27 protein-coding genes are annotated in these 24,398 nt (G+C 59.4%); 10 read left to right on the top strand and 17 right to left on the bottom strand.

Annotated features, from left to right (window positions below; all coding sequences use genetic code 11):
* Window positions 1-42 precede the first annotated feature (42 nt).
* The 3 genes from D3791_RS12645 to tdh form a co-directional block, all read right to left on the bottom strand.
* A complete protein-coding gene (locus D3791_RS12645; protein WP_172512423.1) occupies window positions 43-1,059 on the bottom strand; it encodes a LacI family DNA-binding transcriptional regulator in 1,017 nt (338 codons plus the stop codon).
* A gap of 69 nt (window positions 1,060-1,128) precedes the next feature.
* Window positions 1,129-2,328: a glycine C-acetyltransferase gene (locus D3791_RS12640; RefSeq protein WP_172512422.1), complete on the bottom strand. Its 1,200-nt coding sequence runs from the start codon at window positions 2,326-2,328 to the stop codon at window positions 1,129-1,131.
* A gap of 31 nt (window positions 2,329-2,359) precedes the next feature.
* The gene (gene tdh, locus D3791_RS12635; protein WP_172512421.1) at window positions 2,360-3,412 is read right to left on the bottom strand and encodes an L-threonine 3-dehydrogenase; all 1,053 of its coding nucleotides are present in this window, start codon (window positions 3,410-3,412) and stop codon (window positions 2,360-2,362) included.
* 132 nt (window positions 3,413-3,544) lie between these two features.
* On the opposite strand from tdh, the gene D3791_RS12630 reads away from it, so the two are divergent.
* Complete coding sequence (locus D3791_RS12630) at window positions 3,545-4,450, top strand: LysR family transcriptional regulator (protein WP_172512420.1); 906 nt, start codon at window positions 3,545-3,547, stop codon at window positions 4,448-4,450.
* A gap of 54 nt (window positions 4,451-4,504) precedes the next feature.
* Here D3791_RS12630 and D3791_RS12625 read toward each other — a convergent pair whose 3' ends face one another.
* Window positions 4,505-5,335: an aldo/keto reductase gene (locus D3791_RS12625; protein ID WP_022875028.1), complete on the bottom strand. Its 831-nt coding sequence runs from the start codon at window positions 5,333-5,335 to the stop codon at window positions 4,505-4,507.
* A gap of 45 nt (window positions 5,336-5,380) precedes the next feature.
* A complete protein-coding gene (locus D3791_RS12620) occupies window positions 5,381-6,562 on the bottom strand; it encodes an MFS transporter (RefSeq protein WP_172512419.1) in 1,182 nt (393 codons plus the stop codon).
* Window positions 6,563-6,675: 113 nt separating this feature from the next.
* Between D3791_RS12620 and D3791_RS12615 the strand changes: the two genes are divergently transcribed.
* Together D3791_RS12615 and D3791_RS12610 are read left to right on the top strand one after the other, a co-directional pair.
* Window positions 6,676-7,122 carry a MarR family winged helix-turn-helix transcriptional regulator gene (locus tag D3791_RS12615; RefSeq protein ID WP_022875026.1) on the top strand — a complete coding sequence of 149 codons (447 nt, stop codon included), beginning with the start codon at window positions 6,676-6,678 and terminating at the stop codon, window positions 7,120-7,122.
* Between the two features lie 39 nt (window positions 7,123-7,161).
* Window positions 7,162-7,839 (top strand): HAD family hydrolase, encoded by a 678-nt coding sequence (locus D3791_RS12610; protein ID WP_246242079.1) that lies wholly within the window; start codon window positions 7,162-7,164, stop codon window positions 7,837-7,839.
* 37 nt (window positions 7,840-7,876) lie between these two features.
* On the opposite strand, the gene D3791_RS12605 is transcribed toward D3791_RS12610, so the two are convergent.
* Window positions 7,877-8,503, bottom strand: coding sequence for a maleylpyruvate isomerase N-terminal domain-containing protein (locus D3791_RS12605; protein ID WP_172512418.1), 627 nt, complete (start codon window positions 8,501-8,503; stop codon window positions 7,877-7,879).
* A gap of 90 nt (window positions 8,504-8,593) precedes the next feature.
* Window positions 8,594-9,481: an aminoglycoside phosphotransferase family protein gene (locus tag D3791_RS12600; RefSeq protein ID WP_172512417.1), complete on the bottom strand. Its 888-nt coding sequence runs from the start codon at window positions 9,479-9,481 to the stop codon at window positions 8,594-8,596.
* A gap of 189 nt (window positions 9,482-9,670) precedes the next feature.
* On the opposite strand from D3791_RS12600, the gene D3791_RS12595 reads away from it, so the two are divergent.
* Both D3791_RS12595 and D3791_RS12590 read left to right on the top strand, forming a co-directional pair.
* A complete protein-coding gene (locus tag D3791_RS12595) occupies window positions 9,671-10,237 on the top strand; it encodes a HutD/Ves family protein (protein WP_172512416.1) in 567 nt (188 codons plus the stop codon).
* Between the two features lie 240 nt (window positions 10,238-10,477).
* Window positions 10,478-10,951: a mycothiol transferase gene (locus D3791_RS12590; RefSeq protein WP_172512415.1), complete on the top strand. Its 474-nt coding sequence runs from the start codon at window positions 10,478-10,480 to the stop codon at window positions 10,949-10,951.
* Between the two features lie 18 nt (window positions 10,952-10,969).
* On the opposite strand, the gene D3791_RS12585 is transcribed toward D3791_RS12590, so the two are convergent.
* Window positions 10,970-11,509: a GNAT family N-acetyltransferase gene (locus tag D3791_RS12585; RefSeq protein ID WP_172512414.1), complete on the bottom strand. Its 540-nt coding sequence runs from the start codon at window positions 11,507-11,509 to the stop codon at window positions 10,970-10,972.
* Window positions 11,510-11,601: 92 nt separating this feature from the next.
* Window positions 11,602-12,177, bottom strand: coding sequence for a cysteine hydrolase family protein (locus tag D3791_RS12580; protein WP_172512413.1), 576 nt, complete (start codon window positions 12,175-12,177; stop codon window positions 11,602-11,604).
* A gap of 70 nt (window positions 12,178-12,247) precedes the next feature.
* On the opposite strand from D3791_RS12580, the gene D3791_RS12575 reads away from it, so the two are divergent.
* Window positions 12,248-13,195 carry a GlxA family transcriptional regulator gene (locus D3791_RS12575; protein WP_172512412.1) on the top strand — a complete coding sequence of 316 codons (948 nt, stop codon included), beginning with the start codon at window positions 12,248-12,250 and terminating at the stop codon, window positions 13,193-13,195.
* Here D3791_RS12575 and D3791_RS12570 read toward each other — a convergent pair.
* Complete coding sequence (locus tag D3791_RS12570; protein WP_172512411.1) at window positions 13,149-13,706, bottom strand: GrpB family protein; 558 nt, start codon at window positions 13,704-13,706, stop codon at window positions 13,149-13,151. The genes D3791_RS12575 and D3791_RS12570 overlap by 47 nt on opposite strands.
* A 155-nt stretch (window positions 13,707-13,861) precedes the next feature.
* Between D3791_RS12570 and D3791_RS12565 the strand changes: the two genes are divergently transcribed.
* Window positions 13,862-14,110, top strand: a complete 249-nt coding sequence (locus tag D3791_RS12565) for a type II toxin-antitoxin system prevent-host-death family antitoxin (protein ID WP_172512410.1) — start codon at window positions 13,862-13,864, stop codon at window positions 14,108-14,110.
* Entirely contained in the window at window positions 14,107-14,514 is a 408-nt protein-coding gene (locus D3791_RS12560; protein WP_172512409.1) for a type II toxin-antitoxin system VapC family toxin, read from the top strand. Before D3791_RS12565 ends, D3791_RS12560 begins: the two co-directional genes overlap by 4 nt.
* A 101-nt stretch (window positions 14,515-14,615) precedes the next feature.
* Here D3791_RS12560 and D3791_RS12555 read toward each other — a convergent pair whose 3' ends face one another.
* The 7 genes from D3791_RS12555 to D3791_RS12525 form a co-directional block, all read right to left on the bottom strand.
* Window positions 14,616-15,548 carry a hypothetical protein gene (locus tag D3791_RS12555; RefSeq protein ID WP_172512408.1) on the bottom strand — a complete coding sequence of 311 codons (933 nt, stop codon included), beginning with the start codon at window positions 15,546-15,548 and terminating at the stop codon, window positions 14,616-14,618.
* A 144-nt stretch (window positions 15,549-15,692) separates the two neighbouring features.
* Window positions 15,693-17,201 (bottom strand): Asp-tRNA(Asn)/Glu-tRNA(Gln) amidotransferase subunit GatB, encoded by a 1,509-nt coding sequence (gene gatB, locus D3791_RS12550; protein ID WP_172512407.1) that lies wholly within the window; start codon window positions 17,199-17,201, stop codon window positions 15,693-15,695.
* A 5-nt stretch (window positions 17,202-17,206) separates the two neighbouring features.
* On the bottom strand, window positions 17,207-18,745 hold the full coding sequence (gene gatA, locus D3791_RS12545) for an Asp-tRNA(Asn)/Glu-tRNA(Gln) amidotransferase subunit GatA (RefSeq protein ID WP_172512406.1): 1,539 nt from the start codon (window positions 18,743-18,745) through the stop codon (window positions 17,207-17,209).
* A gap of 4 nt (window positions 18,746-18,749) precedes the next feature.
* Window positions 18,750-19,046, bottom strand: coding sequence for an Asp-tRNA(Asn)/Glu-tRNA(Gln) amidotransferase subunit GatC (gatC, locus tag D3791_RS12540; RefSeq protein WP_022875011.1), 297 nt, complete (start codon window positions 19,044-19,046; stop codon window positions 18,750-18,752).
* 85 nt (window positions 19,047-19,131) lie between these two features.
* On the bottom strand, window positions 19,132-19,683 hold the full coding sequence (locus tag D3791_RS12535; RefSeq protein WP_172512405.1) for a maltokinase N-terminal cap-like domain-containing protein: 552 nt from the start codon (window positions 19,681-19,683) through the stop codon (window positions 19,132-19,134).
* A gap of 38 nt (window positions 19,684-19,721) precedes the next feature.
* Window positions 19,722-21,635, bottom strand: coding sequence for a penicillin-binding transpeptidase domain-containing protein (locus tag D3791_RS12530; protein ID WP_022875009.1), 1,914 nt, complete (start codon window positions 21,633-21,635; stop codon window positions 19,722-19,724).
* 104 nt (window positions 21,636-21,739) lie between these two features.
* A complete protein-coding gene (locus D3791_RS12525) occupies window positions 21,740-22,270 on the bottom strand; it encodes a GNAT family N-acetyltransferase (protein ID WP_022875008.1) in 531 nt (176 codons plus the stop codon).
* A gap of 97 nt (window positions 22,271-22,367) precedes the next feature.
* On the opposite strand from D3791_RS12525, the gene D3791_RS12520 reads away from it, so the two are divergent.
* Window positions 22,368-23,504, top strand: coding sequence for an ROK family transcriptional regulator (locus D3791_RS12520; RefSeq protein WP_172512404.1), 1,137 nt, complete (start codon window positions 22,368-22,370; stop codon window positions 23,502-23,504).
* Between the two features lie 48 nt (window positions 23,505-23,552).
* Window positions 23,553-24,359: a glucosamine-6-phosphate deaminase gene (nagB, locus tag D3791_RS12515; protein WP_172512403.1), complete on the top strand. Its 807-nt coding sequence runs from the start codon at window positions 23,553-23,555 to the stop codon at window positions 24,357-24,359.
* Window positions 24,360-24,398: the final 39 nt, after the last annotated feature.

The following is a 24,398-nucleotide window of genomic DNA, read 5'->3' as shown; positions in this document are numbered from 1 at the left end:
CAACACTTAGCGGCGAACCCCCGGATAAATTACCGCCGCAGCTCAGCGCGGGGCCGGGCCAGAACTGTCCCGCACCATCATCTGCGGGGTGATCAGTTCCTGCACCGCACCCGTGGTCCGGCCCTCGATTTGCTGCACCAGTGCATCCACCGCCGCATGGGAAATCCGCTCCCCCGACGGGGCCACGGTAGTCAGGGCCGGGGCGACCATCTCAGCGGAACGATCTCCCACGCCCAGGGCGATCACCGAAAGATCCTCGGGGATCCGCAGCGAGGCCATGCCGGCGGCGTTGACGAAGCCGGCGGTGGCGAACTCCTTCAGGGCCAGCACCGCGGTAGGCCGCGGATCCATCGCCAGGTAGATCTCCAGCGCCTCGCGGCCGCCGCGGGCATTATTCTCCACCGGGACTTCCTGCATGCGCAGGCCGCGGCCGGCCACCGCATCGCCGATGGCGCGGGCCGTGCGGGTGGCCGGGCCGTTGCCGGCCTTCTGGTCTTGGACCGACACGTTGATGTACATGAGCGAGTGGTGGCCGAGATCGGCCAGGTAGTCCACGGCGATGCGCCCGGCTTCGGCGAAATCATTGTCCACGTAGGACAGGTCCTCGCTGTCATCGGGGCGCCCGATGGAGGCGAAGGGGATGTTGGCCCGGCGCAGCACGTCAAAGCGCGGATCGTTGATCGACACTTCCATGAGCAGCACCCCGGCAACCAGCTTCTGGCCGACCAGGCTTTCGAGCCCCATCACATCGGTCATCGGGTTGGACCAGAGCAGCATGTGGTAGCCCAGCGCCCGGGCGCGCTCCATGGCGGCGGTGACGTACTCGAATTCGGTGGAGGAATAGCCGTCCACGCTGGTGGGGAAATGCAGGGCGAGGATGCCGCGGCGTGACCCGGCCAGGCCCTGGGCAAAGGCATCGGGTGTGTAATTCAGCTCCCGCATTGCCGACAGCACCTTGGCCTTGGTGGCATCGGAGATCGTGCGCCGGCCGCTGATCACGTAGGACACGGTGCTGGGGGAAACGCCGGCCAAGCGCGCCACATCATCCCTTGTCGCCATGAGTCCTCCGCCTTTGGTTATGCCAACTCGTAGTTCCTATTGAAACACGAGCACCGGCCGGCGGTTCGGTCAGCGGCTTGCGACGAAGGCCTGCACGCAGGCCTCGATATCCTCTGCCGAGTGGGCCGCGGAAAGCTGCACGCGGATGCGCGCGGCGCCCTTGGGCACCACCGGGAAGCTGAAGGCGGTCACGAAGACGCCCTGTTCCAGCATCTTGCCTGCCACCTCTGCGGCCTTGACCGCGTCACCGAACATCACCGGGATGATGGCGTGCTCGCCGTCGAGCAGCTCGAAGCCCTCTTCGGTCATGCGGTGGCGGAAGTGAGCGGCGTTCTCGAAGAGCTTCTCGCGCAGGTCCTTGGAGTCGACTACCAGGTCCAGCGCCTTGAGCGTGGCGGCCACGATCGATGGGGCCAGCGAGTTGGAGAACAGGTACGGGCGGGCCTTCTGGCGCAGCATCGCGACGATTTCGCCGCGGCCGGAGACGTAGCCGCCGGAGGCTCCTCCCAAGGCCTTGCCGAAGGTGCCGGTGTAGATGTCCACGCGGTCCGAGACCCCTGCATGCTCGGGAGTGCCGGCACCGGTGGCGCCCATGAAGCCCACCGCGTGGGAGTCGTCGACCATGACCAGCGCGTTGTACTTGTCGGCCAAATCGCAGATGGCTTCGAGCGGTGCCAGGTAGCCGTCCATGGAGAAGACGCCGTCGGTGACGATGATAGTGCGGCGTGCTCCGGCCCCGTCGTTGAGCTGCGCGGCGGCCTGCAGCTGGGTTTCCAGATCGGCCATGTCCTGGTTGGCGTAGCGGAAGCGCGCGGCCTTGGACAGGCGGATGCCGTCGATGATCGAGGCGTGGTTCAGCGCGTCGGAGATGATGGCGTCTTCCTTGCCGAACAGGGACTCGAAGACCCCGCCGTTGGCATCGAAGCAGCTGGAGAACAGGATGGTGTCGTCGGTGCCCAGGAACTTCGAGAGCCGGGATTCCAATTCCAGGTGCAGGTCCTGGGTGCCGCAGATGAAGCGGACCGAGGCCATGCCGAAGCCGCGCTCGTCCATGGCGGACTTGGCGGCGTCGATGATCTGCTGGTTATCGGCCAGCCCCAGGTAGTTGTTGGCGCAGAAGTTCAAGACCTTGCGGGCGTCGGTGCCCAGCGAGCCGGCCAGGATGGACGCGGACTGGGCCGAGTCGATGTGGCGTTCTGCCTTGAACAGGCCGGAGGACTTCAGCTCGTCGAGTTCATCGGTGAGCTGGTCCTTGAGATCGGTATACATGGGGATTGCTCCTTGTTGGTGCGAGAAATTCTTAGCTTGCGAAAACGGTCCAGTCGAGTACGACCTTGCCGCCGTGGCCGCCGCGGGCCGCTTCAAAGCCCTGCTGCCATTGCGTAGCTGGCAGGAAGTCGGTGACCACCGAGGAGATGCGTTCGCGCATGACATCCGAGCTGGTGAGCATGGCGCTCATGGCGTACCAGGTCTCGAACATTTCGCGGCCGTAGATGCCCTTGAGGGTGAGCATGTGGGTGACCACTTTGCCCCAGTTGATATCGATGGAGGAGCTTGGCAGGCCGAGCATGCAGATCTTGCCGCCGTGGTTCATGTTCTCGATCATCTCCGGCAGGGCGCTGGAGTGTCCGGACATTTCCATGCCGTAGTCGAAGCCTTCGACCATGCCCAAGTCGCGTTGTGCCTGCTTGATCCGGGTGGTCCCGACATTCACTGCCAGGTCCACGCCCATGGTCTTGGCCAGTTCCAGGCGCTGATCGGAAATATCGGTGATCGCGACCTTGCGGGCGCCAACGTGGCGGGCGACGGCGGCGGCCATCAAACCGATCGGCCCGGCGCCGGTGATCAGCACGTCTTCGCCGACCATCGGGAATTGCAAGGCGGTGTGCACCGCATTGCCGAAGGGGTCGAAGATCGCGCCGAGCAGCGGGGTGATGCGTTCGTCGCGGTGGATGTACACGTTGCTTTCGGGGATCACCACGAATTCGGCGAAGGCGCCGTCGCGCTGGACGCCGACCGAATCGACGTTGATGCACATCTGCTTGCGCCCGGCCCGGCAGTTGCGGCAGATTCCGCAGACCACGTGGCCTTCGCCGGAAACCCGGTCGCCGACCTTAACGCCGTGCACAAAATCACCGATGTCCACGACTTCGCCGTAGAACTCGTGACCGGGAACCAGAGGGGTGTTGATCATGGCCTTGGCGGCATCGTCATAGGCCTCGATGTGCAGATCGGTGCCGCAGATACCGGTGGTCATGACACGGATTTTTACATCGTGCACGCCAACTTCTGGTTCCGGACGATCAACCAATTCCAGGCCCGCGTGCGGCCCGGACTTGTACAGTGCTTTCATGCGTGATCCTTTGCAGATGGCCGTCGGTTCACACACGACGGACTGTGTTGCTTCCAGTGTGGCACCAGATCCGAAGGGAAAACATATTAGAAGAATTACGATTTACTGATCTGTTGATTTAGCATTTACTTCATGGAACTACATCAGCTGCGGATCCTGCGAGAACTCGCGGATTTAGGCAGCGTCAACGCGGTGGCGAAGGCGCTTTTTGTCTCTCCCTCGGCTGTTTCCCAGCATCTGGCTCAATTGCAGCGGGGATTCTCCGCGCCCCTGACCCAGAAGGAAGGCCGGCGACTGGTGCTGACTTCCGAAGGCAAATTGCTCGCTTCTGCGGCGGCGTCGGTGGCTTCCACCCTGGCTGAAGCCTCGGCAAGAATCCGCACCGTGGAGCAGGACAAGGATGTCCCGATCAAGATCGCCGGCTTCCATTCCATCGGCCAGACCATTTTCGCGCCGCTGCTCGCCCTGCCTCCGGACCAGCTGCCGCCGCTGCATTTCTTCGACGAGGACGTATCCCAGCAGGATTTCCCGGCTCTGACCTCGACCTACGACATGGTCCTCGCCCATCGCATGCCGCACACGGCGCCGTGGCCAGAGGACCGGATCACCGTGATACCTCTGGCCTTCGAGCCGTTGGACATTGCCATCCACCAGGATCACCCGCTGGCCGAATTTGATCAGCTCACTCCGCAGCAGGTCATTGATGAGCGTTGGGTGGTTTCACGCCCTGGCTACTCCCCCGCCGACGTGCTGGAAACCATTGCCGCTTTGGCCGGCAAGGCACCGAATATCGAGCATCGGGTCAACGACTACGCCACTGCAGGAGCCCTCGTGGAAGCCGGTGATTGCCTGGGCATCCTGCCGCGATTCACCGCGCGGAAGACCCTGGATGAATCGGTGACTTTACGACCAATTAAGGGACTGAACTCCGGGCGACAAATCGACCTTTTGCTCAGGGCAGAGCACCTGCACCGGAGCACCATCAATGATGTTATTGAAGCTATTCGCACGGCGGTGCAGGGACTGGTTACGGGCTAGTTAAAGAGCGAAGCCCGCCCTCAAATGAGAGCGAGCTTCGCTGGTGCGATGCTGTTAGCCGTTGAAGGTGTCCGGGTTTGGCCCGGTGCGGCCGTCGCGATCAAGCGCGTCGATGCTGTCCAGCTCATCGCCGGTCAATTCAAAGCCGAACAGATCCAGATTGGCAACGATGCGGGACTCGGTGACCGACTTAGGGATGATCACGCGGCCCTGCTGCAGATGCCAGCGCAGGATGACCTGTGCAGCAGTGACCTTGTGAGCATCTGCAATTGCGAGAATGGTTTCGTCAGTGAGCATTGCTCCCTGGGCCAGCGGGCTCCATGCTTCGGTGGCGATACCGTGCTCGGCATTGAAGGCAATGACTTCGCGGTTCTGCAGAGCCGGGTGCAGCTCAACCTGGTTCACTGCTGGAACGATGGTTCTCTCAGCGATCAGCTTGTCCAGGTGTGCTGGCTGGAAGTTCGAAACGCCAATAGCGCGGATCTTCTTCTCTGCGTACAGCTTCTCCAGTGCCTTCCAGGTCTCAACGTAGAGATCCTTTTCAGGAGCTGGCCAATGGATCAGGAACAGGTCCAGGTAATCCAGGCCCAAGCGCTCAAGGCTTGCATCGAATGCTTCGAGAGTCTGCTCGTAACCCATGTCTGCGATCCAGATCTTGGAGGTGATGAACAGTTCTTCGCGGGCAATGCCGGACTGTGCCAACGCTTTGCCGACGCCTTCTTCATTGCCGTAGATCGCAGCGGTGTCGATGCTGCGGTAGCCGGCCTTGAGAGCTGCGCTCACTGCGGCAGTGGTTTCCTCATTGGGAACTTGGAAGACTCCGAAACCTACCTGAGGCATTTCAACGCCGTTATTCAGGGTGATGGTTGGGATGGCGGTAGTCATATCTAACTCCTAAAAATTGGTTGATGGACTGAGGAAAACTGTTGATTAGCTAGCTGGAACCAGCTGCGGTGCCGCTGCCGAGGCCTTCTTGGCCAAGCCCATGGCGACTAGGATGACAATCAGCGCAACCAAGGTGATCAGCGCACCGATCCAGATCGGCGAGGTGTAGCCGAGGCCTGCTGCGATGCCCAGGCCGCCGGCCCATGCGCCCAGTGCGTTGCCGACGTTGAAGGCGCCGATGTTGGCACCCGATGCCAAGGTTGGCGCGTTGCCGGCGTACTGCATGATGCGGCTCTGCAGGCCAGGAACGGTTCCGAACCCGAAGCCGCCCATGAGCAGCAAGGCGATGACGGTGGCAACCTGGTTGCTTGCGAAGAATCCGAAGAGGACCAGGACGAGCAGCAGTGCCGAGATGAAGAAGAGCAGCGTGCGATCGATGCTCTTGTCGGCCATGCGCCCGCCGATCCAGTTGCCCACGAAGAGGCCAACACCGAAGAGCATCAGCAGCCATGGCACGGTGGTCGCATTGAAGCCGGTGATTTCGGTCAGGGTGTAGGCGATGTAGGTGAAGGCACCGAACATGCCGCCGTAGCCCAGGATGGTGACGCCCAGCGAGAGCCAAACCTGCAATGAGGTGAAGGCACCGAGTTCCTTGCGCAGCGAGATTCCTTCTGCTGCATGCTTGATCGCTGGGACCAATACGAGGATACCGATGAGCGCCAGGACGCCAATGCCGGAAATAGCCCAGAAGGTCGAGCGCCAGCCGGAGTGCTGTCCAAGCAGGGTCCCGAAAGGAACACCCAAAACGTTAGCGGCGGTCAGCCCGGTGAACATGATGGCGATAGCGCCGGCCTTCTTATTGGCTGGAACCATGTCAGATGCCACTACCGAGCCGATGCCGAAGAATGCACCGTGGCATAGTGCGGCGATGACGCGGCCGATCATGGCCACTTCGTAGTTGCCGGCCAGCGCGGTGAGCGAGTTGCCGACGATGAACAGAAGCAGCAGGCCGACAAGCACCGGCTTGCGTGGCAGGCGGACGGTAGCAGCGGTCAGGCCGAGGGCTCCGACAACTACGCTGAGTGCGTATCCGGAAATGAGCCAGCCAGCAGCGGCCTCGCTGACAGCGAAGTCGTTGGCCACGTCTGGCAACAGGCCCATGATGACAAATTCAGTAAGCCCGATGCCAAAGGCACCGATAGCCAACGCAATAAGACCGAGCGGCATAGCGTTACTCCTGATAGACTAGATAAATTAGTTGCACACGCTTGTTATTGCGCGATGGATACCATCGTTGCACACGCAACTAACCGGCGCAAGCAAGTATTTTTGGAGGAACCATGGGAATCGCAGATGATGCTGTCGAAATCCGTGCTCGTGGATGGCGTACTTTGGCGTCATTGCACGGATTAATCGATGCCGCACTAGAAAAAGATCTGACCGCTCAGGTTGGGCTTTCTGTGGTCGAGTACACATTGTTGGACGCCTTGAACCGCCAGGATGGCTGGCATATGCGCATGGCGCAGCTCGCCCGAGCCACCGCCCTGAGCCCGAGCGCAACGACGCGCTTGGTCACCCGGCTCGAAGACCGCAACCTACTGTCACGGGTGTTGTGTGCCGATGATCGTCGTGGCATCTATACCGAATTGACCCCGGTTGGCCACGAGCTGTACCAAAAGGCCAAGCCGATTCACGATGCCACCTTGGAACGCGTTTTGAAGCAGGCAGAAGAGCAGCCTGAGCTGGCTCCGCTGGCACGCATTCTCCACGAGTTCTCAGTCGCTTAGCCGAGTCGCAGTTCTGTAGTCCTGCAGGAAGGGTCAATCTTGTCGCGTCCAAAATTCTCCGCCGTGCTCTTCGATTGTGATGGCGTACTGGTCGATTCCGAATCCATCACCAACGCAGTGCTGCGCGAGATGCTCATGGAATTGGGCTGGAATATCAGCCAAGAAGAGTGCATCAGCATCTTCATCGGGAAGGCGCTCAAAGATCAGTGGGAACCGATCCTGGAGAATACCGGGGTGCGCATTGACGAACAGTGGATTGGCGGCTTTAGGCGACGCCGCGATGTGGCCCTTCGCGAAAATCTGCAGGCCATTCCCGGTGCCTTGGAGGTAGTGAAGGAAGCTTCAGCCCTCTACGGCGGCAAGATTGCGTGCGCTACTGGAGCGGACCGGGCCAAAGTCGAAATGCAGCTTTCGATTACCGGAATGGCGCCGTTCTTCGGCGGTCATATCTACAGTGGCATGGAGTATGCCCACAGCAAGCCGGCGCCGGATGTCTATCTGGCAGCAGCTTCAGGGCTTGAAATTGATCCGGCTAAAGCCGCAGTCGTTGAAGATACCGTCACCGGTGTGGCCGCTGGTATTGCCGCTGGAGCCACAGTCTTCGGATATTGCCCTGGTGGACCGATCAGCAGCACCAAGGAAAAGCTCTTGGCAGCAGGGGCTTCCGAGGTGTTCACCGGCATGGATCAGTTGCCGGGACTTCTCAGCCAGGACTGACTAGGGCGAGATCGATAGGAAGCTGTGGCAATCTTGCTCAGCCCCAGGGTTCCAGAGCGAAGTCCTCGTTCAGAGGTGAACGCCCAGCCAACCACGCGACTAGCTCGGTACGGGCCTTCGAACTAGCCAAACGTTCAGGGACACTGGCCAGTAAATTATCAAGATCCCATTCCACATATTCTTTGGGCCACCGGCTAGGGGTGTATCCCAACCCCAGATCAACGAGATGCATCTGCACTTCGCGTAAACGGTGGGCCGGGCATCCGCCAGCCCCGTAGTGGCCGCCTCCCACAAAATCTGCGTTGGGCCAGCGCTCCTGCTCGCACTGTTCAAGCAACATGTCCAATTGGCGATTGCTCGATTCCAAGTCAGCCAAAATTTCTGCTGCAGTCCTTCTAGCCCCGTCCTCGATTTCTTGTCGACGTTGCTCCGGACCGTTTGCGTATTTGGGAACGTCCTCACCATTCAGCGCTCCAGCAAGACGCCGTGAATGAGCATCCGCGTTTCGAGCGAGGTGCGTTAATACATGGCCCACAGTCCAGCCAGGTAGCCTGCTGTTCTTACACATGATCTCGTCGTCCAAACCGGATACCTGTCGCGATAATTCTGCGTGCGATTCCCTGCACAGTCTTGCAGCAATGCTCGGATTTTTTTCGAGATCCACAGCAGTCCTCTCGCTGACAAAGGTCAGCAGCTAATAGGTTGGCTGGTTTGAATTTAGCTTACGGTCTCGTGCACGTCACGGACTGCTTATTTATTGCGCATTAGATTCAGCAACGAGCACATCTAATGTCTCGCGCCCGACGATGCCCAGAAGATCCTCGGCTCCGAGATTCGCCGTCAGCATCGCGTATCGGAGTCCCCAGCCACGAGCTCGTATCCATGTTGGGCTACCAATCGAGATGCCGTAGTTCTCGAAGGCTCTGCTGATGCCCGCTGGAGTGAAATGCATCCAGAACATGCCGAGATCCGAGGCTGGATCGCCAACGCATAGATCCCCGTAATCGACCAAGGACACGGAAAGATGTGGCGATCGGTCATCAACCACAGTGTTGTGCGGATGAGGATCTCCATGCAGCCATGCTGGGGCTCCCTGATATTCCCCAGCTTCCACGGCTTGCTGCCAAATCGCCAAGGCGGCGGGCTGCATCGATGATTTCAAGCTCGCGATTTGCTCACGAGTCCGCGCATCAACCAGCGAGAGTGCGCATCCACGAAATTCGCTTCGTGGCTCCGGCGTACGAGACGGTTGATGAATCGCTTTCAACAGATTTGAAAACTGGTCTGCATACTGATCACGGTCCTGGCGGGTCAGCTGGGCCGCGCTGACACCTGGAACGTATGGGCATATTGAAAAGGTGAAGGGGTAGCTCGAAGTGGGCTGTCCTTCAAAGATCGCCAGCCCGATGTCCACCCCACAGTCTTCTGCCAGTTGTGGAAACCAACGTCGCTCTTTGGCACCAGTGTCCTCCCCCATCTGCCGCCGAGGAAGCCGGACGAGCAGGGTCTCGCCCAGACGATAAACTTCGTTATCCCAACCTGTAGCCAGGTAGGTGATGGCTTCATGAGCCCATTGCGGAGCTTGGGCTGTGATCAGCTCGCGCACCAACTCAAGATCTATCGATACTTCAGCATCAGGCATGACTGATTTCTTAGCTGGTGGTTGGCTCATCGCTCCATCTTAATACTGGTGAGGGTGGTTGAACGCTATCCGCCGGGTTCCGACAGAACAGTCCGCACCATGCTTCTTCGGTCACGAATTAATTGGAATTGAACTCAGGTGGAATGATAACGACCAAAGCCACGTGAGCACACAAGGAAGCGAACCATCATGCCTGCAGCGCCCATCGTTCGATATGCAGATCTGCCGACTCAGCCTTGGAAGAACGGCAAAGGGGTGTCGCGCACGCTATTCAGCGATTCAAATTCCCAAGGTGCGTGGAGCTGGAAGGTGAGCATCGCAGAGATTTCTCAGTCTCAGCCTTATAGCCAATATCCGGGCATTGACCGAGTGCAAGTTGCCCTGGGGCCTGGCGAGATCGATCTTGAAGTTGACGGCGAGAGGCATCGCCTGCGCGCCGGTGAACAGATCGCGTTTGCTGGTGAAGATGAAGTTTCAGTTGCGCCATTGGGAACGGGATTTCTGGCACTAAATCTCATGTTCGTGGGCGAACATTGGGATGCGAAGGTGTCCACCACCCACGATTCCGAGCAAGAGTGCAGTATCGACCAAGTGAAAATCCTGGTTGCACTGAACGATCATTGCCAGGTTGGCAATGATCAGCTCAACCGACTGGATGCACTCATGGTGCCCTCGCAATCCCGTCTTAGCATCTCAGGATCCTTTAATCTGGTGACCTTTACGCCTTCAGGCGAAAACAGCAATTCCAAAATCTGACGTGATTAGCGGTGAGTTCCGGTCAAGTACCGTTGGATGGTCGGGCATTCCATGCCAAGGAGTCGATGCGCGTGCCAGAAAGTACACTGGAATCGCACCACGTTGGGAAGCATTCCACGTAATTGAATACCTTTCCAGGGCACAGCGGATCTTCTCCGCTGCACCCTGGAAGTGTTTCAAGACCTTGCTGGGATGAGCTGTTCTGCGACTGGGGATCCGGCGCATGACTAGAATCGAGGCATGAATTCATTGGCGCCCAACGAGCAGATCCTCGTCAGGCTCTTGCTCGAAAAGTTCGACCAGATTTTTGAAACCGTCCAGGACATTCCCGAGGATTCGGTCAACGGTTGCCTGCCGATGCATGGCAGCAATTCTCCCGTGCAGATCCTGCTTCATTGTTGCGGAATGATGCGCCGCTGGTCCTCAACGGTAAACCTCGGTGTCGAAATTCCCCGCGACCGGGATGCCGAGTTCAGCACCACGATGGATAAGTCGGACGCCCTAAAAGTGGCCTCCGAGGCGAGAACTGCATTCGTTGCCGATCTTGCCCGCACCCAACTGCAGCAGGCTCCCGCCGTATTGCCAACCGGTCGCAAGGTCGAATATTGGATGGCCACCTGCGAAGGCGTCCTCCTGCATGTGTACGAAGAGTTTTGCCAGCACTTGGGCCATCTGGAAATTACTCGGGACTACTTGAAACTCACCACAGACTAAAGATCGGACAATGAAGGCTCAGACTTCCATGTCATTCCAGTCGAAGTTGGTTGTTTCACCGCTCTCCCAATCTTGGCGGAGAATTGCGTAGGCTACCGAAGCCAACTTCTTGCCATCGTCGGCTGGCCAACCCATCCGGTAGTGTGCTTCCTTCAGAAAACCAGCCTTAAGGAAAGTTTTGCGCATCGCAATATTGTCTTCCCTGGTTTGTCCTTCAAAGCGCAATGCCTCTGGGTAGTCGGTGAAAACCTTGGCGCAAAGTTCTTTCAATACATTTACGCCAAGCCCTTGTCCGCGATAGCTCGTCGCCATGCGAAGGTCGAACATCGGGGTATCGTCTTCCAAGTCTTCGAGTACCACCATTCCAAGGGACTGGCCATCACCATCGATCCAGAATCCTTGGCTCTCTTCGTTCCAATATCGTCCGTCATCAACGCTCTGCTTCAGTTCTCCGTCTTTCCAGTCTCGCCGAACATGAAACGGGAAATTGTTTGTGGATAGAAATTCGACGATGGCGTCGCTGTCTGGCGGGCCCATTGGCGTGAACGAGATCTTCATAGCACGAACCTATAGGGAACATTGTGGCTGCGTCCAGCATATTTACCGTTGTGAGAAATCAATCCTTCTAGCTCCTGCCTGCCACTGCCCTGTCACACCTGTTTCAATGAGTGCAAAACGTCTTGAGTCGAAACCACTTGCGCGAACCCATCCCCATGTAGATTTGTCGCCGTAACTTGCATTAAAGTGGCCGCCGGAATGACAGCGCCATCAGGTCCGGCTAAATCGAAAGTTCGTGTAGCGTCGAGCGGCACGATGACTTCAAAACCAAGATTTCCTCCCATGCGGGAAGTTGTCTCCACGCATAAATTGGTTTGGATCCCACAGACAACAATCCTGCTGATCTCCTTGGACCTGAGCCACTGTTCCAAATCTGGCGAACCATAAAAGGACGAGTTCACCGTCTTAGTCACGATGAGATCGGGTGTGACGGCTTGTACTGATTCCTGAAGATTGTTGCCGGGTCCTTCAGCAAACAATGGCGACATTGGATTCCGGCTATCGTGCCTGACGATCACTATCGGCAATTGGAACTCGGACCACGCCGACAGAAGTCGATCAACGTTGTTTTCGCACCCAGGATAATTCGTGGTTTGTCCCCACGACTCTTCGTAGAAACCCTGTTGCATATCGACCACGATCAGCGCTGGTTCATTATTCCTAGTCATACCTATAGTTCATCAGTGATCTAAAGGCATCAACAGCGGCATTAATGCCATGGTTCGATAAGATTGCGCCATGATGATCGTCGGAATTCTCATCGGCCCGGGACGGCGTGCATTTGATATTGCGGTTATTCGAGAAGTATTCGATGACCGTTCAGATCGAGGACTCCCCCGGCCGACAATTCGCCTCATTGCAGCCGAGAACGTCACTGATTTGGACCCGTTCCAATCGATCCGGAGCACCCATGACTTCACCTCCGTGGAGGAACTCGACATCCTGGTGGTCCCAGGCAGCGAAGATCCGCTGTCCGAACCGAGTCAGGTAGAAGTCGATGCGGTCGCGAGGGCTGCATCTGCCGGTGTAACTGTAGCTTCGTTATGCACCGGCGCATTCACACTTGCTGAAGCCGGACTGCTCAATGGGCGCGAAGCCACAACACACTGGCGCTTTGCCGACGAACTAGCCCGCCGCTACCCAGGAATTCATGTCAAGGCCAGGGATTTGTATTGTGGCAAGGACAAAGTCTGGACGTCAGCAGGTGTCACCGCCGGGGTTGATCTCTTGTTGCACTTGGTTCGCGAGAGTTGGGGCGTAAACGCCGCACAGACCATCGCCAAGGCAATGGTCACACCCGTGTTCAGACCGGGTACTCAAGCCCAATATGCAGATACCCGTCTTCCTGCCAGCTCGTTGCCGTCTGTCGAGCACCTACATTTGCAAGTCAGCAAGGATCTCCAACGACAGTGGAGCGTCAAAGAGCTCTCAGCTACCTGTGCAATGTCTCCACGAACGTTTCACCGATGGTTCTCTGCGAATCTCGGAACTACACCCGTCGCTTGGCTCAATGATCTCCGCGTGCAAGAAGCACAACGCCTCCTTGAACAAACAGACCTGTCAATTGGTGCCATAGCTCGTGAAGTCGGATTCACTTCGGATGATCTGCTGCGTAAGCATTTTATAGCTCGCTTAGGAATCACACCGACAAGTCACGCGGCCACTTTCCGTCAACAACGTCCTTGATGAACTGGGATTTGCCTGCTGAGTAGGCAAGCCGGTCATGCCCGACGCTTCTAGCCAGTCCTCGTTTCAAATTGGCGTAGGCACCGGCTAACGAAGCGTCTGCCCGCAGCCGATCTCGAAACACCAAATGCTCTTGTTCCCAAAGCGAACCGGCCTCGCACACGTGAACATGCACTGTTCTCAACTCACCCGCTGGCGGCCGAAAGAAACGATGGTCCGTTTCGCGTTGTCGCAGTACCAGCCCGAGGCTTTCAAGGCTATGTCGGTAGACAGGCTCGTCGGCGATATTTGGAACAACTACTAAAAGGTCGAGAACCGGTTTGGCCACGAGGCCAGGAACCGCAGTCGAGCCAATATGCTCGACGGATTCAGCGATAGAGCCAATGGCTCTTTGAATGCGAAGTGCCCAATCCAAGGCTTGAATTGCCCAATCGGGGTCGTGCTCAACAAGCCGGACTGGCTCGTTACCTGGGCTACCAAACCATTCACTCTTCACCAGTTCATTATGCATCGACGACGAAGGTGCTAAATCGTGTTCCCTTCAAGTAGTCGTGTTTGCTCCGGTGAGTGTCGGATCGGACTTAAGAACAGGAACTTTCCTCTGCCTGTTCTAGGCTGCCGCTTCATCGTATAGTACCTACTATAGGTACAAAGGATGTGAGCAAAATGAGCAAGACCATAACGAGCCGAGAATTTAATCAAGACGTCTCAGCCGCAAAAAGAGCCGCGATGAAAGAACCAGTCATGATTACAGATCATGGACGTCCGTCGCACGTGCTACTTAGCGCTGAAGAATACGATCGCATCACAAAGAGCGAACGGCTCGTTGGCGATTTCCTATGGGCCGGAGAAGAAGTTGACTACGAATTGGATATTCCCGCCAGAACCCTAGAAGAACGAGACATAGACCTATGAAATTTTTGGTAGACACAAACATCATCAGCGATTCGCGAAGAACACTCCTTTCCCCTGCACGCACTTGGCTATCAGCACAGCGAGAATCTGACATCCAGATAAGTGTGATTACCCTTTTTGAACTTGAGGTCGGAGTACAGAGGGCAGAACGCGAAGATCCACTACAGGGCAAAAGATTGCGAATATGGCTAGACAACAATGTCAAGCGGAATTTCAAGGGCGCCTTCATCCTCGTCGATGATCGCATTGCTCAGGTCGCTGCAAACCTACAGTTCCCCGACCCGCTGCCACATATGGATGGACTCATAGCCGCCACTGCCCTAGTTCACGATTTAGTTCTGGTAACGAGGAACGTGAAGGATTTTGATCAAACTGGTGTCTCGCTCTTCAACCCATGGGAATGAATCAATTCGCACTTGCTGATACTTCTCAGCATCCATGTCACGCAACGTACCCGTTCGCGACCGCACCAACCGTACACAATTCAGAACTCATTGTTCTTGCACTACCCCACCGGTTTCCCGTTTTCTCCCAACACCGCTTCGCCTTCGGTGTGCAACGGGTTCTTGGTCGTTGGGATCCACGCGCAACGCGTCTTCATTCCGGTTGCCGATTTCTCATCCCTGATCAGCACCGCGCCTAAGGCCCACTGTCCATCCTTGGTGACGGTACCAGCAGCTTCCGGTCCGGCCATGTAGCCCATCATTTCCTGGCGCTGCAATGGCATCTTGCTTCTGGAATTTGGAGCTGAATAGACCGGGATCGAGACTGAAATCGTTTCTCCCTGCACTTCTGGATGGCAATATCCGCCGTAGCCACCCAGTGCATCCGTGCGCACGAGGTAGTACTGGTCATCGCCGGCATACTGCTTTACGCCAACCGTTCTAACTTGTTTCAGTGGCCCGTTCTCGGAACAGGCAGTATTTTCAAAGTCGCTGCGCAGATATTCAGTGACCTTGACTCCTTGCTTCGCTGGCGCCACGCTTTCAACAGTGGACCCGCAATTATGCGAGTAGGCGATCTCTCCAGGTACCTGAACCGGGCCATCAGCCGTCGCTACCCATGCGACAAAGTGTTCCCAGTAGGCATTGCCGGAAGTGCTGGTGAAGGTCGCGACTGCGTCGTCTACTCCGTCGGCATTCAGATCCGCATAGACGATCTTCCCCAACTTGTAGCTGTTGAATTCATCGCTGCCTTTTGAATTCTTGAGACGAATTTTCGAGGCATGGCCATCAATCGCCATCGGATCAGTCCACTCCGCATTGGCAAGATCCGCATCTCGCAGGGACTTGATCTTGGGCGCTTCCTTGCTCGGCGATGGGCCAACCGTCGGAGTCAAGGTCTTCAGGTCACTCTTCGGTTCGCTGCAACCAGTGAGCAGCAACCCTAGTGTTGCGACGACACCGAAAGCTTTCAGTCCACGAGATGCGTTGATCATGTTCAGATACTAACTGAATATAAAAACGACTCATAAAAACCTGTGCCATCAAGATCATCTGTGCGTAATGCTCGTTAAAAACGCCAGCCTCGGACTTCACAAGTGGAAGTCCGAGGCTGGTGTCTGGCTTTGGATTCTGCGGAACTAGAGTCCCAGCTTCTCCATCACGATTTCACGAACGCGGCCGGCGTCGGCCTGTCCGCGGGTAGCCTTCATAACAGGGCCCATCAGCGCACCGATAGCCTGCATCTTGCCTCCCTTGATCTTCTCAACCACATCAGGCATGGCAGCCATGGCGTCATCCACGGCCTTGCCCAGCGCGTCATCGTCGTTCACAACAGCCAGGCTGCGCTTCTCAACGATTTCGCTTGGGGTGCCTTCGCCAGCAATGACGAATTCCAGGACCTGGCGGGCGATCTTGTCGTTGATCTTCTTGCCCTCGATCAGCGAGTTCAGCTCAACGATGGTCGCAGGAGTAACGCCCAAGTCGGCGATGTCCTTGTCCGCGGCCTTGGCCAGACGAGCGATCTCGCCCATCCACCACTTGCGGGCCACGGCAGCCGATGCGCCAGCAGTCACGGTGGCTTCGATCTCGTCGAGCACGCCGGCGTTGACCACGTCGCGGAATTCTTTGTCGGCGTAGCCCCACTCGGCCTTCAGGCGCTTGCGGCGCTCGGCTGGAGGTTCCGGCAGGCGGGAGCGCAGCTCTTCGACCCACTGCGCGGTGGTGACGATCGGCACCAGATCAGGCTCCGGGAAGTAGCGGTAGTCATCGGCGTCCGACTTCGGGCGGCCCGAGGTGGTGGAGCGGGTGTCCTCATGCCAGTGGCGGGTTTCCTGGACAATCTTGGCCCCGGAATCCAGTACTGCTGCGTGGCGTTCGATCTCGAAACGCACCGCGTGCTCCACTGCGCGCAAGGAGTTGACGTTCTTGGTTTCGGTACGTGTACCGAACTTGTCAGCGTCCTTTGGCATCAGCGAAACGTTGGCATCGCAACGCACGTTGCCGCGTTCCATCTTGGCGTCGGAAACACCAAGATTCTTCACGATTTCACGCACTGCGGCCACGTAGGCCTTGGCCAGTTCGGGCGCACGCTTGCCGGCGCCAACGATTGGCTTGGTGACGATCTCGACCAGTGGCACACCTGCGCGGTTGTAGTCCACCAGCGAGTAGTCGGCACCCTGGATGCGGCCGGTGGCGCCACCCATGTGGGTCAGCTTGCCGGCGTCTTCTTCCATGTGGGCGCGTTCGATCTCGACGCGGAAGACTTCGCCGTCTTCCAGCTCGATGTCCAGGTAGCCGTCATAGGCAATCGGATCATCGTACTGGGAGGTCTGGAAGTTCTTCGGGGTGTCCGGGTAGAAGTAGTTCTTGCGGGCGAAGCCGCACTTCTCGGCGATCTGGCAGTTCAGTGCCAGGCCGATCAGGATGGAGTACTCCACGGCGGTCTTGTTGACCACTGGCAGCACGCCAGGCAGGCCCAGGTCCACCGGGGTGACGTTCGTGTTCGGCTCGTCACCGAAGGCGTTCGGGGCGTCGGAGAACATCTTGGTCTTGGTGTTCAGCTCGACGTGGACCTCGAAGCCCAGGACTGGGTCGTAGCGATCCAGGGCTTCGTCGAAGTCAACCAATTCATCGGTGTAGTTGCTCATGATCTCTAGGCCTCCTGCGCGATCGAAGCGGTGTTGATGGCTGGTGCCTGCGAGATCAGCGAGTGGCCCCACTGCTTTTCCAGCAGGGTTTCCAGGGCAGCGCCGGCGCGGTACAGGCGGGCGTCCTCGAAGGCCGGAGCCAGGAACTGGATGCCAACCGGCAGGTTCTCGGACAGGCCGCCAGGCACGGTGATGCCCGGGACGCCAGCGAGGTTGGCCGGGATGGTGGCCACGTCGTTGAGGTACATGGCCAGCGGGTCGTTGTCGTTGGCGCCCAGCTCGAAAGCCACGGTAGGCGCGGTTGGGGAAACCAGCACGTCTGCCTGTTCGAACGCGGCATCGAAGTCGCGCTGGATCAGTGTGCGGACCTTCTGAGCCGAGCCGTAGTAGGCGTCGTAGTAGCCAGCAGACAGGGCGTAGGTGCCCAGGATGATGCGGCGCTTGACCTCATCGCCAAAACCGGCGGCACGGGTAGCACCCATGACGCGCTCGATGGTCATTGGGCCCTCTTCTGGCAGCACGCGGTTGCCGTAGCGGACACCGTCGAACTTGGCCAGGTTGGAGGAGACCTCTGAAGGCATGATCAGGTAGTAGGCGCCCAGCGCGTACTTGAAGTTCGGGCAGGAAACCTCGACGATTTCAGCGCCGGCAGCCTTGAGCAGTTCCAGCGACTCGTTGAAGCGCGCCTGGACGCCCTCCTGGTAGCCCTCGCCGGTAAGTTCCTTGATGACGCCAACGCGCAGGCCCTTCAGGTCTCCGGTGGCGCCGGCCTCAGCGGCGGCAACCAGGCCTTCAAGGTCCTTTGGCAGCGAGGTGGAATCCTTCGGGTCGTGCCCGCCGATCAGTTCCTGCAGATATGCCGAGTCCAGCACGGTACGGGAGACCGGGCCGATCTGGTCCAGCGAGGAGGCCATGGCGATCGCGCCGTAACGCGAAACCGCGCCGTAGGTCGGCTTCACGCCCACGGTGCCGGTGACAGCACCTGGCTGGCGGATGGATCCACCGGTGTCGGTGCCCAGTGCCAGAGGAGCTTCGTAGGAAGCCACGGCAGCGGCCGAGCCGCCGCCGGAACCGCCGGGAATGCGGTTCAGGTCCCATGGGTTGCGGGTCACGCCGTAGGCGGAGTGCTCGGTGGAGGAACCCATGGCGAATTCATCGAGGTTGGTCTTGCCCAGCATTGGCAGCTTGGCAGCACGGATCTTTTCGATCACGGTGGCGTCGTACGGGCTCATCCAGCCTTCGAGCATCTTTGATGCCGCGGTGGTTGGCTGGCCCTTGGTGACGATCAGGTCCTTGATCGCGATTGGCACGCCGGCCAGCGGGTGCAGTGCTTCTGCTTCGGCGCCGCCTGCGGCACGGATGGCGTCGACTTCTGCGGCTACTGCCAGGGCTTCTTCCGCGTTCACGTGCAGGAAGGCGTTCAGTGCGCCGTCAACCTCGGCGATGCGGTCCAGGTGGGCCTGGACGGCTTCGACGGAGGTGACTTCGCCGGCGCGCAGCTTGGCGGCCAGTTCGGTGCCGGAGAGCTTGATCAGTTCGTTCATGAAATTATTCACCGTCCAGAATTGCCGGGACCTTGAAGCGGTCCGAATCCGAATCCGGGGCGTTGAGCAGGACTTCGTCGATGCTCAGCGTCTGCCCCACCGTGTCTTCGCGCAACACATTGGTCAGCGGGATCGGGTGGCTGGTGGCTGGGACGTCGGAGGAGGCGACTTCGCTGACGGACGCGATGGCACCGACGATAGCGTCGAGCTCACCGGTCATTTTGTCCAGCTCTGCGCCGCTCATCTCGATGTGGGCAAGGTGTGCCAGATGCACAACGTCCTCACGGCTGATGGCAGACATGTATCTCCCTTTGAATGGCGGTTGGGTTTCATAGACAAGTCTATCCCTTGCAGGCCCGCCATCAGACCTTTATGTGGCGCAGTAGTTATGCTGTTCGCAATACCAATCCGGTCAATTCCTGGCCCAGCGCGTTTTCCCAGTAGCCGATGACCCCGTCACCGGCGGAGGCGGACGAAACGGGCTTGCGGATAATCACCGCATCCTTGCCAGCGGTTTGGCCTTTGAGCTTGATCCGCGGCTCGTCGGTGAAGGACTCCGAATGGTGCTGCGCTGTGGTCTTCCCGGCCAGCAGTTGGCGGGCTTGGGCGATGAATACCGGGTCCCCGGCGGCGTCGTAGATGTAGCGCTTGCCCAGGATGGCATGCTCGCTGGTGCCGATCAGGTATTTTTCGGCGCCCGGCAAGGGGGCATCCCGGTAGGTCAGAGGCAGGTGGTAGACCACGTCCGAGGTGTCCGAGTGGTCAGCGTAGATGCGCAATTCCACACCTACTTCGCCCTGCGGGTCCTCTAGGCGGAAGCCTCCAATGTGCTGGAGTTTTGGGGTGCCTTTACCGGTATAGAAGTCCTGCTTGGGCAGCCAAGCGGAGACCAGCTCGTTCTTGCTTGGCGACATACTGGTGTTGTAGACAATTCCCATGAGCTTAGTCTGTCAATTGTGCCATTGCCGCACAAGTCCTACTTGGCCGCGGCCTGAAGCATTGCCTTGACCAGTGGTCCGGCGCTTTGAGCTCCGCCGTCGCCATCTTCGACAAAAGCAGCCACGGCGAGGTCGCCCTGGGCGACGATGGCCCAAGCGTGGGCGTTGCGCTCGCTGTCGTATTCGGCGGTGCCGCTCTTGCCGATGATCTTGGATCCGGAGAGCGAGTTCAGGTCCTTGAGCGTTCCGTGGTCGATGACTTCACCCATCATGGTGGCCAATTGCCCAGCTTCTTTTTCGGTGAGTTCAGAGGCCGGCTTGGCTGGCGCCTTGGGTTCCGGGGACACCACGAGCTTTGGCTGGACGGTCGACTTGGCCTGGACAGAGGCGGCCACGGTGGCCATGCCCAGAGGCGAGGCCTGCACCACGCCTTGGCCGATCATATTGGCCGCCTGCGTGGTTCCTTCCGAATCATCGGGGACCGAGCCGAGCACCGAGCCGATCCCGGTGCCATCTTCCCCGGTCAATCCGAGCGCTGCGGCGGCTTCGGCCAGCTTCTTGCCGCCGATTTCCGCTCCCTGGTTCACGAAAACGGTGTTGCAGGACTGGGCGATTGCCTCGGAGAGCGGGATGGTGCCGAGCTTGGCCGCCGGGTAGCCGTCGTAGTTCTTGAAGGTCTTTCCATCGACTACCGTGGTGGCCGGGCACTGGACCTTGGAGTCCGGGGTGGATCCTTCGCGCAGCATGGACAGCGCGCTGATCACCTTGAAGGATGAACCCGGGGCGTAGGCTCCCTGCAGGGCTGTATTCAGCCCGGAGTCCACGGGGCCCGACGCGGCTGCGAGCACGCTGCCGTCCGAAGGGCGGATGGCAACGATGGCCGAGTTCGAATCCGCATCTTCCAGCAGCTCGTCGGCGCTTTGCTGCAGATCCATGTCCAAGGTCGTTTCCACGTCCTTGCCGGCGACCGGCTCAGCGGTGAACAGTTCACCTTGCGCTTCGTTGTCCTTGGTGTAGCGGGAGACCACGATGCCGTCGGTGCCCGAGAGCGTGTCGTTGTAGGCGGACTGCAGGCCGGACATGCCGACCTGGTCGCCGCTCTTGATCTTGCCCTCGGACTTCTTGATGATTTCCTCGGTGGCCTCCCCCACTGATCCCAGCAGCGGGCGGGCGAATGAGCGGGTGGGCGCCAGCGGGATTTCATCTTCCTGGTAGGTGGCACCCTCTATGGCGTGGATCTGGGCGTCTGTGACCTCGCGGGTGGAATCATCTCGCAGCACGATGGCCTGGACCCAGGCCTTGTCGCCGGCGGCAAGCACGGTCTTGGCGTACTGTTCTTCGTCGATGTCGACCAGCTTGGCCAGCTTGGTGGCTGATTTTTCCCAGTTGGCTTTATCGGTGTGGGTCTTGTCGATGCCCACCCGGATCACCGGGCGATTGGTGACGATCTTCTTGCCGCCTGCCGCGGTGATGCTGCCTCGGTCGGCGGCTTGGTAGCTGGCCTTGAGGTAGCCGCCGTCTTCCAGTTCGGGGGCGAGCACCGATGGGTCAAAGCGCAATTTCCACGCTTCGGCGTCCTTGTCGAATTCCCAGACGGCCTTAGTGGTGTAGCTCAGGTCCTTGTCGGAGTCATCAACATCCCACACGGTGGTGATGTCGGCAGTGGCGGTTTTGACGCCGTCGGTTTCCTCTTCGTCTTCGGCAACCGCGCTGACGGTGCTCTGGTGCTTGATATCGCCCATTGGCCCGAAGGCGGTCTTCTGGGCCTTCGCGGCGGCGGCCGCATCGGAGCTGGCGAATTGGACTTTGCCGAAGTCCCCGGAGTTGATGGCCGCGGCCAGGTCATCGGCCACCGGAGCGGGGTCTGGTGTGCCGGCGCTGCATGCGCTCAGTGAGCCTAGGGCCAGGGCGGCAACGGATAGGGCAACAACAGAACGGCGAAGGGCACTCATAGCGCCATTCTATTCATCCGGGGAGGACAGTTTGCAAAAAACGCTGGGATGGCACCGCATTATTTCCTGCGTTCGGGTTTGTTTCCTTGGCCGGGCGCTGGGTCTCAGAGCTTTCGCGCATACACCACCAGGCTGATGTCGGTTCCTGGCACCACCCAGTCGCGCTGCGGGACATGGACAAAATCCATGGATTCATACAGGGCCCTGGCCGAATGCCAGGTGCTGCCGGTGGTCAAGCTGACCGCATTGATGCCCGGCAGGCTGCGGGCACGTTCAATGGTTGCGCCCACCATGGCCCGGCCGACGCCGCCACGCTGGGCGGCCGGATCAACGCTGAGCATCCGGATCTCCAATTCACCGGGCAGGGCGATGTCCGCATAGTCGCTGCCTACTTGGATCAGCGTCATCGATCCAACGATTTTTGCCTCGCGGCGCACCACATAGATTTCTGCCTGCTCTGCCCGCTCACGCACTTTGCGCACGAATTGCAGGTAACTGTCTTCCGGGGTTTCGAAATGGCCTGCCGCGAAGTATGACTGCGCGGTCAACTCCCCCACGCGCTCGTAGTCTTCGGGCGCTGCCAATTCGATGACCAGATCTTTGGTGCGGTAGCTGAAGGTGTCTGCCTGATTCATGATGCTCTTAGTGTGCCAGAAATTTCCAGGGGCAATGTTTGATGAATTTTGGCCCGGGGGCTTGCAGTTAGGTTTGTTAGTAGAGTTAACTAACCGCATGACTACTCTGCGCCGGGAATGGAACCTGCTATCGCATGGCAGCGCCGTCCTGCCCTCCCACGGCAGACAGCAGAACCTCTCCCTGGTGCTTCAAACGCTGCTGGAACAAGGGCCGCAATCCCGGGCGGCGCTATCAAGAGCCACAGGACTGACGCGAGTGACCGTCTCCGAACTCGTGGCTGAGCTGCTGCAGCGCTCCCACGTCATCGAAGTCGGCCAGCAGGAAGGCAAGCGCCCGGGAAAACCGGCAACCCTGGTAGACCTCAACCGGCCCGGCCTGCGCATCGTCGGCGTAGACCTCTCGGGGATCCTCCCCTTCAAGGCGGCCATCATGGACCTGGATGGCCAGCTGCTCAAGACTTTCACCCTCACGGACAACGACGCCGGGGCTACCGGCGAGCGCGCCATCGAACAACTGCTGGAGCTGCTGCATCAAGCACTGGGCGCATGCACCGAACCGGTGCTGGGCATCGGCATCGGCACCCCTGGCATCATCACCGACCAGGGCGTGGTGAAGACCGCGGAAAAATTCGGCTGGAAGGATCTGGACCTGCGTGGCCGGGTCCAGCAAGACACCCGGATTGCCACCCACGTTTTGAACGACGCCGACTGCGCCATCCTGGCCGAGCACACCTTCGGCCAAGGCAGCGAGCACATGATGCTCTTGCGCTTGGGACGCGGTGTCGGCTGCGGCGTGATCACCCACAACACCCTGGTGCGCGGCTCCGGATTCGCCGCCGGGGAATTGGGGCACGTCAGGCACGACGCCGCTGATCGCACGCCCTGCGCCTGCGGGAACTTCGGCTGCCTCGAAGCCCGCGCCTCGGTGCCGGCCATCCGGCAAGCCATCGCCGAAGGGCAGAGCGCGGCGCAGGCCGGAGCGCAAGCCGCCCAGGCCCTGGCCTCGGCCATCGCCCCGCTGATTTCAGTGCTCGACATCCGCAATGTCGTATTCACCGGAACGCCGGAAGTGGTTCACGAGGATATGGCCGAATGGCTCTTAGGCGCCTTGCGCCAACGAACCGACACGGCGCACGCCGAAAACTTCACGCTGGGCATCAGCGAAGATCCCGAGCATCTGGTCTTGCGTGGCACCGCGGTCAACGTGCTGTTCCACCAACTCGGCATTTCATAACCACCGATTCCCCTTAGTCCACCCACTGCAGAACGGAGAGTACAGATCATGCGCGTACTCATTGCCAACACCGCCGACGATGTCGCACGAATCGCCGCAGACAACGTCCTTGAAGGCTTGGCGAACCACGGCGCCGGCGCCGATCCCGTCCTGGGCCTGGCCACCGGCTCCTCTCCGCTGGGCCTCTACCGCGAGCTGGCCCGCGCGGTGACCGAGGGGCGTGCCGATTTTTCCCGGGCCACCGGCTTCGCCCTGGATGAATACATCGGCATCCCGGACACCCACGAGCAGTCCTACCGGCAGACCCTGGTCAATGAAGTCTGCCAGGTCATCGGCCTGCCAGCGCAGCAGCTGCACACGCCGCAGGGCATGGCCAGCTCGCTTCAGGCCATCGAAGAAGCCGCGCGCAACTACGACCAGGGGATTGCAGCGGCCGGCGGCATCCACGTCCAGATCCTGGGCATCGGCTCCAATGGCCACCTCGGATTCAACGAACCGGGCAGCGCCCTGCGCAGCCGCACCCGCGTCAAGCGCCTTGCCGCCAAGACCCGGCAGGACAACGCCCGATTCTTCGATGGCATCGAACACGTGCCAACGCACTGCGTAACCCAGGGGCTTGGCACCATTCTGGAAGCCGGCCGGCTGGTGCTCGTGGCCACCGGAGAAGGCAAGGCAGAGACGATCGCAGCCTGCGTGGAAGGCCCGCTCACCGCATCCTGCCCCGGCTCGGTCCTGCAGCTGCACCCCGACGCGGTCCTGGTTCTGGACGAAGCCGCCGCCGCGGGTCTGAAGCTGCGCGAATACTACGATGACGCCGCCGCAGGGCTGTCCGACATGCAGCTTCGCGTTCTCTAGGCCAGGTGCCCAGAAGCTGGCCTGTGGCAGACTGATCGC

Source organism: Glutamicibacter mishrai, assembly GCF_012221945.1.
In the GTDB taxonomy this organism is placed as follows: Bacteria; Actinomycetota; Actinomycetes; order Actinomycetales; family Micrococcaceae; genus Glutamicibacter; species Glutamicibacter mishrai.
This window is presented reverse-complemented; position numbering and strand designations above follow the sequence as displayed.

Excerpts from the sequence above, each read along its gene's own strand:
- D3791_RS12590 (WP_172512415.1), top strand. The coding sequence starts at position 10,478 with ATGAATTCATTGGCGCCCAACGAGCAGATCCTCGTCAGGCTCTTGCTC.
- gatB (WP_172512407.1), bottom strand. The coding sequence starts at position 17,201 with ATGAGCAACTACACCGATGAATTGGTTGACTTCGACGAAGCCCTGGAT.
- D3791_RS12615 (WP_022875026.1), top strand. The coding sequence starts at position 6,676 with ATGGGAATCGCAGATGATGCTGTCGAAATCCGTGCTCGTGGATGGCGT.
- D3791_RS12555 (WP_172512408.1), bottom strand. The coding sequence starts at position 15,548 with ATGATCAACGCATCTCGTGGACTGAAAGCTTTCGGTGTCGTCGCAACA.
- D3791_RS12600 (WP_172512417.1), bottom strand. The coding sequence starts at position 9,481 with ATGCCTGATGCTGAAGTATCGATAGATCTTGAGTTGGTGCGCGAGCTG.
- D3791_RS12580 (WP_172512413.1), bottom strand. The coding sequence starts at position 12,177 with ATGACTAGGAATAATGAACCAGCGCTGATCGTGGTCGATATGCAACAG.
- tdh (WP_172512421.1), bottom strand. The coding sequence starts at position 3,412 with ATGAAAGCACTGTACAAGTCCGGGCCGCACGCGGGCCTGGAATTGGTT.
- D3791_RS12530 (WP_022875009.1), bottom strand. The coding sequence starts at position 21,635 with ATGAGTGCCCTTCGCCGTTCTGTTGTTGCCCTATCCGTTGCCGCCCTG.
- gatC (WP_022875011.1), bottom strand. The coding sequence starts at position 19,046 with ATGTCTGCCATCAGCCGTGAGGACGTTGTGCATCTGGCACACCTTGCC.
- D3791_RS12535 (WP_172512405.1), bottom strand. The coding sequence starts at position 19,683 with ATGGGAATTGTCTACAACACCAGTATGTCGCCAAGCAAGAACGAGCTG.
- D3791_RS12525 (WP_022875008.1), bottom strand. The coding sequence starts at position 22,270 with ATGAATCAGGCAGACACCTTCAGCTACCGCACCAAAGATCTGGTCATC.
- D3791_RS12575 (WP_172512412.1), top strand. The coding sequence starts at position 12,248 with ATGATGATCGTCGGAATTCTCATCGGCCCGGGACGGCGTGCATTTGAT.
- D3791_RS12565 (WP_172512410.1), top strand. The coding sequence starts at position 13,862 with ATGAGCAAGACCATAACGAGCCGAGAATTTAATCAAGACGTCTCAGCC.
- D3791_RS12640 (WP_172512422.1), bottom strand. The coding sequence starts at position 2,328 with ATGTATACCGATCTCAAGGACCAGCTCACCGATGAACTCGACGAGCTG.
- gatA (WP_172512406.1), bottom strand. The coding sequence starts at position 18,745 with ATGAACGAACTGATCAAGCTCTCCGGCACCGAACTGGCCGCCAAGCTG.
- D3791_RS12520 (WP_172512404.1), top strand. The coding sequence starts at position 22,368 with ATGACTACTCTGCGCCGGGAATGGAACCTGCTATCGCATGGCAGCGCC.
- D3791_RS12585 (WP_172512414.1), bottom strand. The coding sequence starts at position 11,509 with ATGAAGATCTCGTTCACGCCAATGGGCCCGCCAGACAGCGACGCCATC.
- D3791_RS12625 (WP_022875028.1), bottom strand. The coding sequence starts at position 5,335 with ATGACTACCGCCATCCCAACCATCACCCTGAATAACGGCGTTGAAATG.
- nagB (WP_172512403.1), top strand. The coding sequence starts at position 23,553 with ATGCGCGTACTCATTGCCAACACCGCCGACGATGTCGCACGAATCGCC.
- D3791_RS12630 (WP_172512420.1), top strand. The coding sequence starts at position 3,545 with ATGGAACTACATCAGCTGCGGATCCTGCGAGAACTCGCGGATTTAGGC.
- D3791_RS12645 (WP_172512423.1), bottom strand. The coding sequence starts at position 1,059 with ATGGCGACAAGGGATGATGTGGCGCGCTTGGCCGGCGTTTCCCCCAGC.
- D3791_RS12620 (WP_172512419.1), bottom strand. The coding sequence starts at position 6,562 with ATGCCGCTCGGTCTTATTGCGTTGGCTATCGGTGCCTTTGGCATCGGG.
- D3791_RS12570 (WP_172512411.1), bottom strand. The coding sequence starts at position 13,706 with ATGCATAATGAACTGGTGAAGAGTGAATGGTTTGGTAGCCCAGGTAAC.
- D3791_RS12595 (WP_172512416.1), top strand. The coding sequence starts at position 9,671 with ATGCCTGCAGCGCCCATCGTTCGATATGCAGATCTGCCGACTCAGCCT.
- D3791_RS12560 (WP_172512409.1), top strand. The coding sequence starts at position 14,107 with ATGAAATTTTTGGTAGACACAAACATCATCAGCGATTCGCGAAGAACA.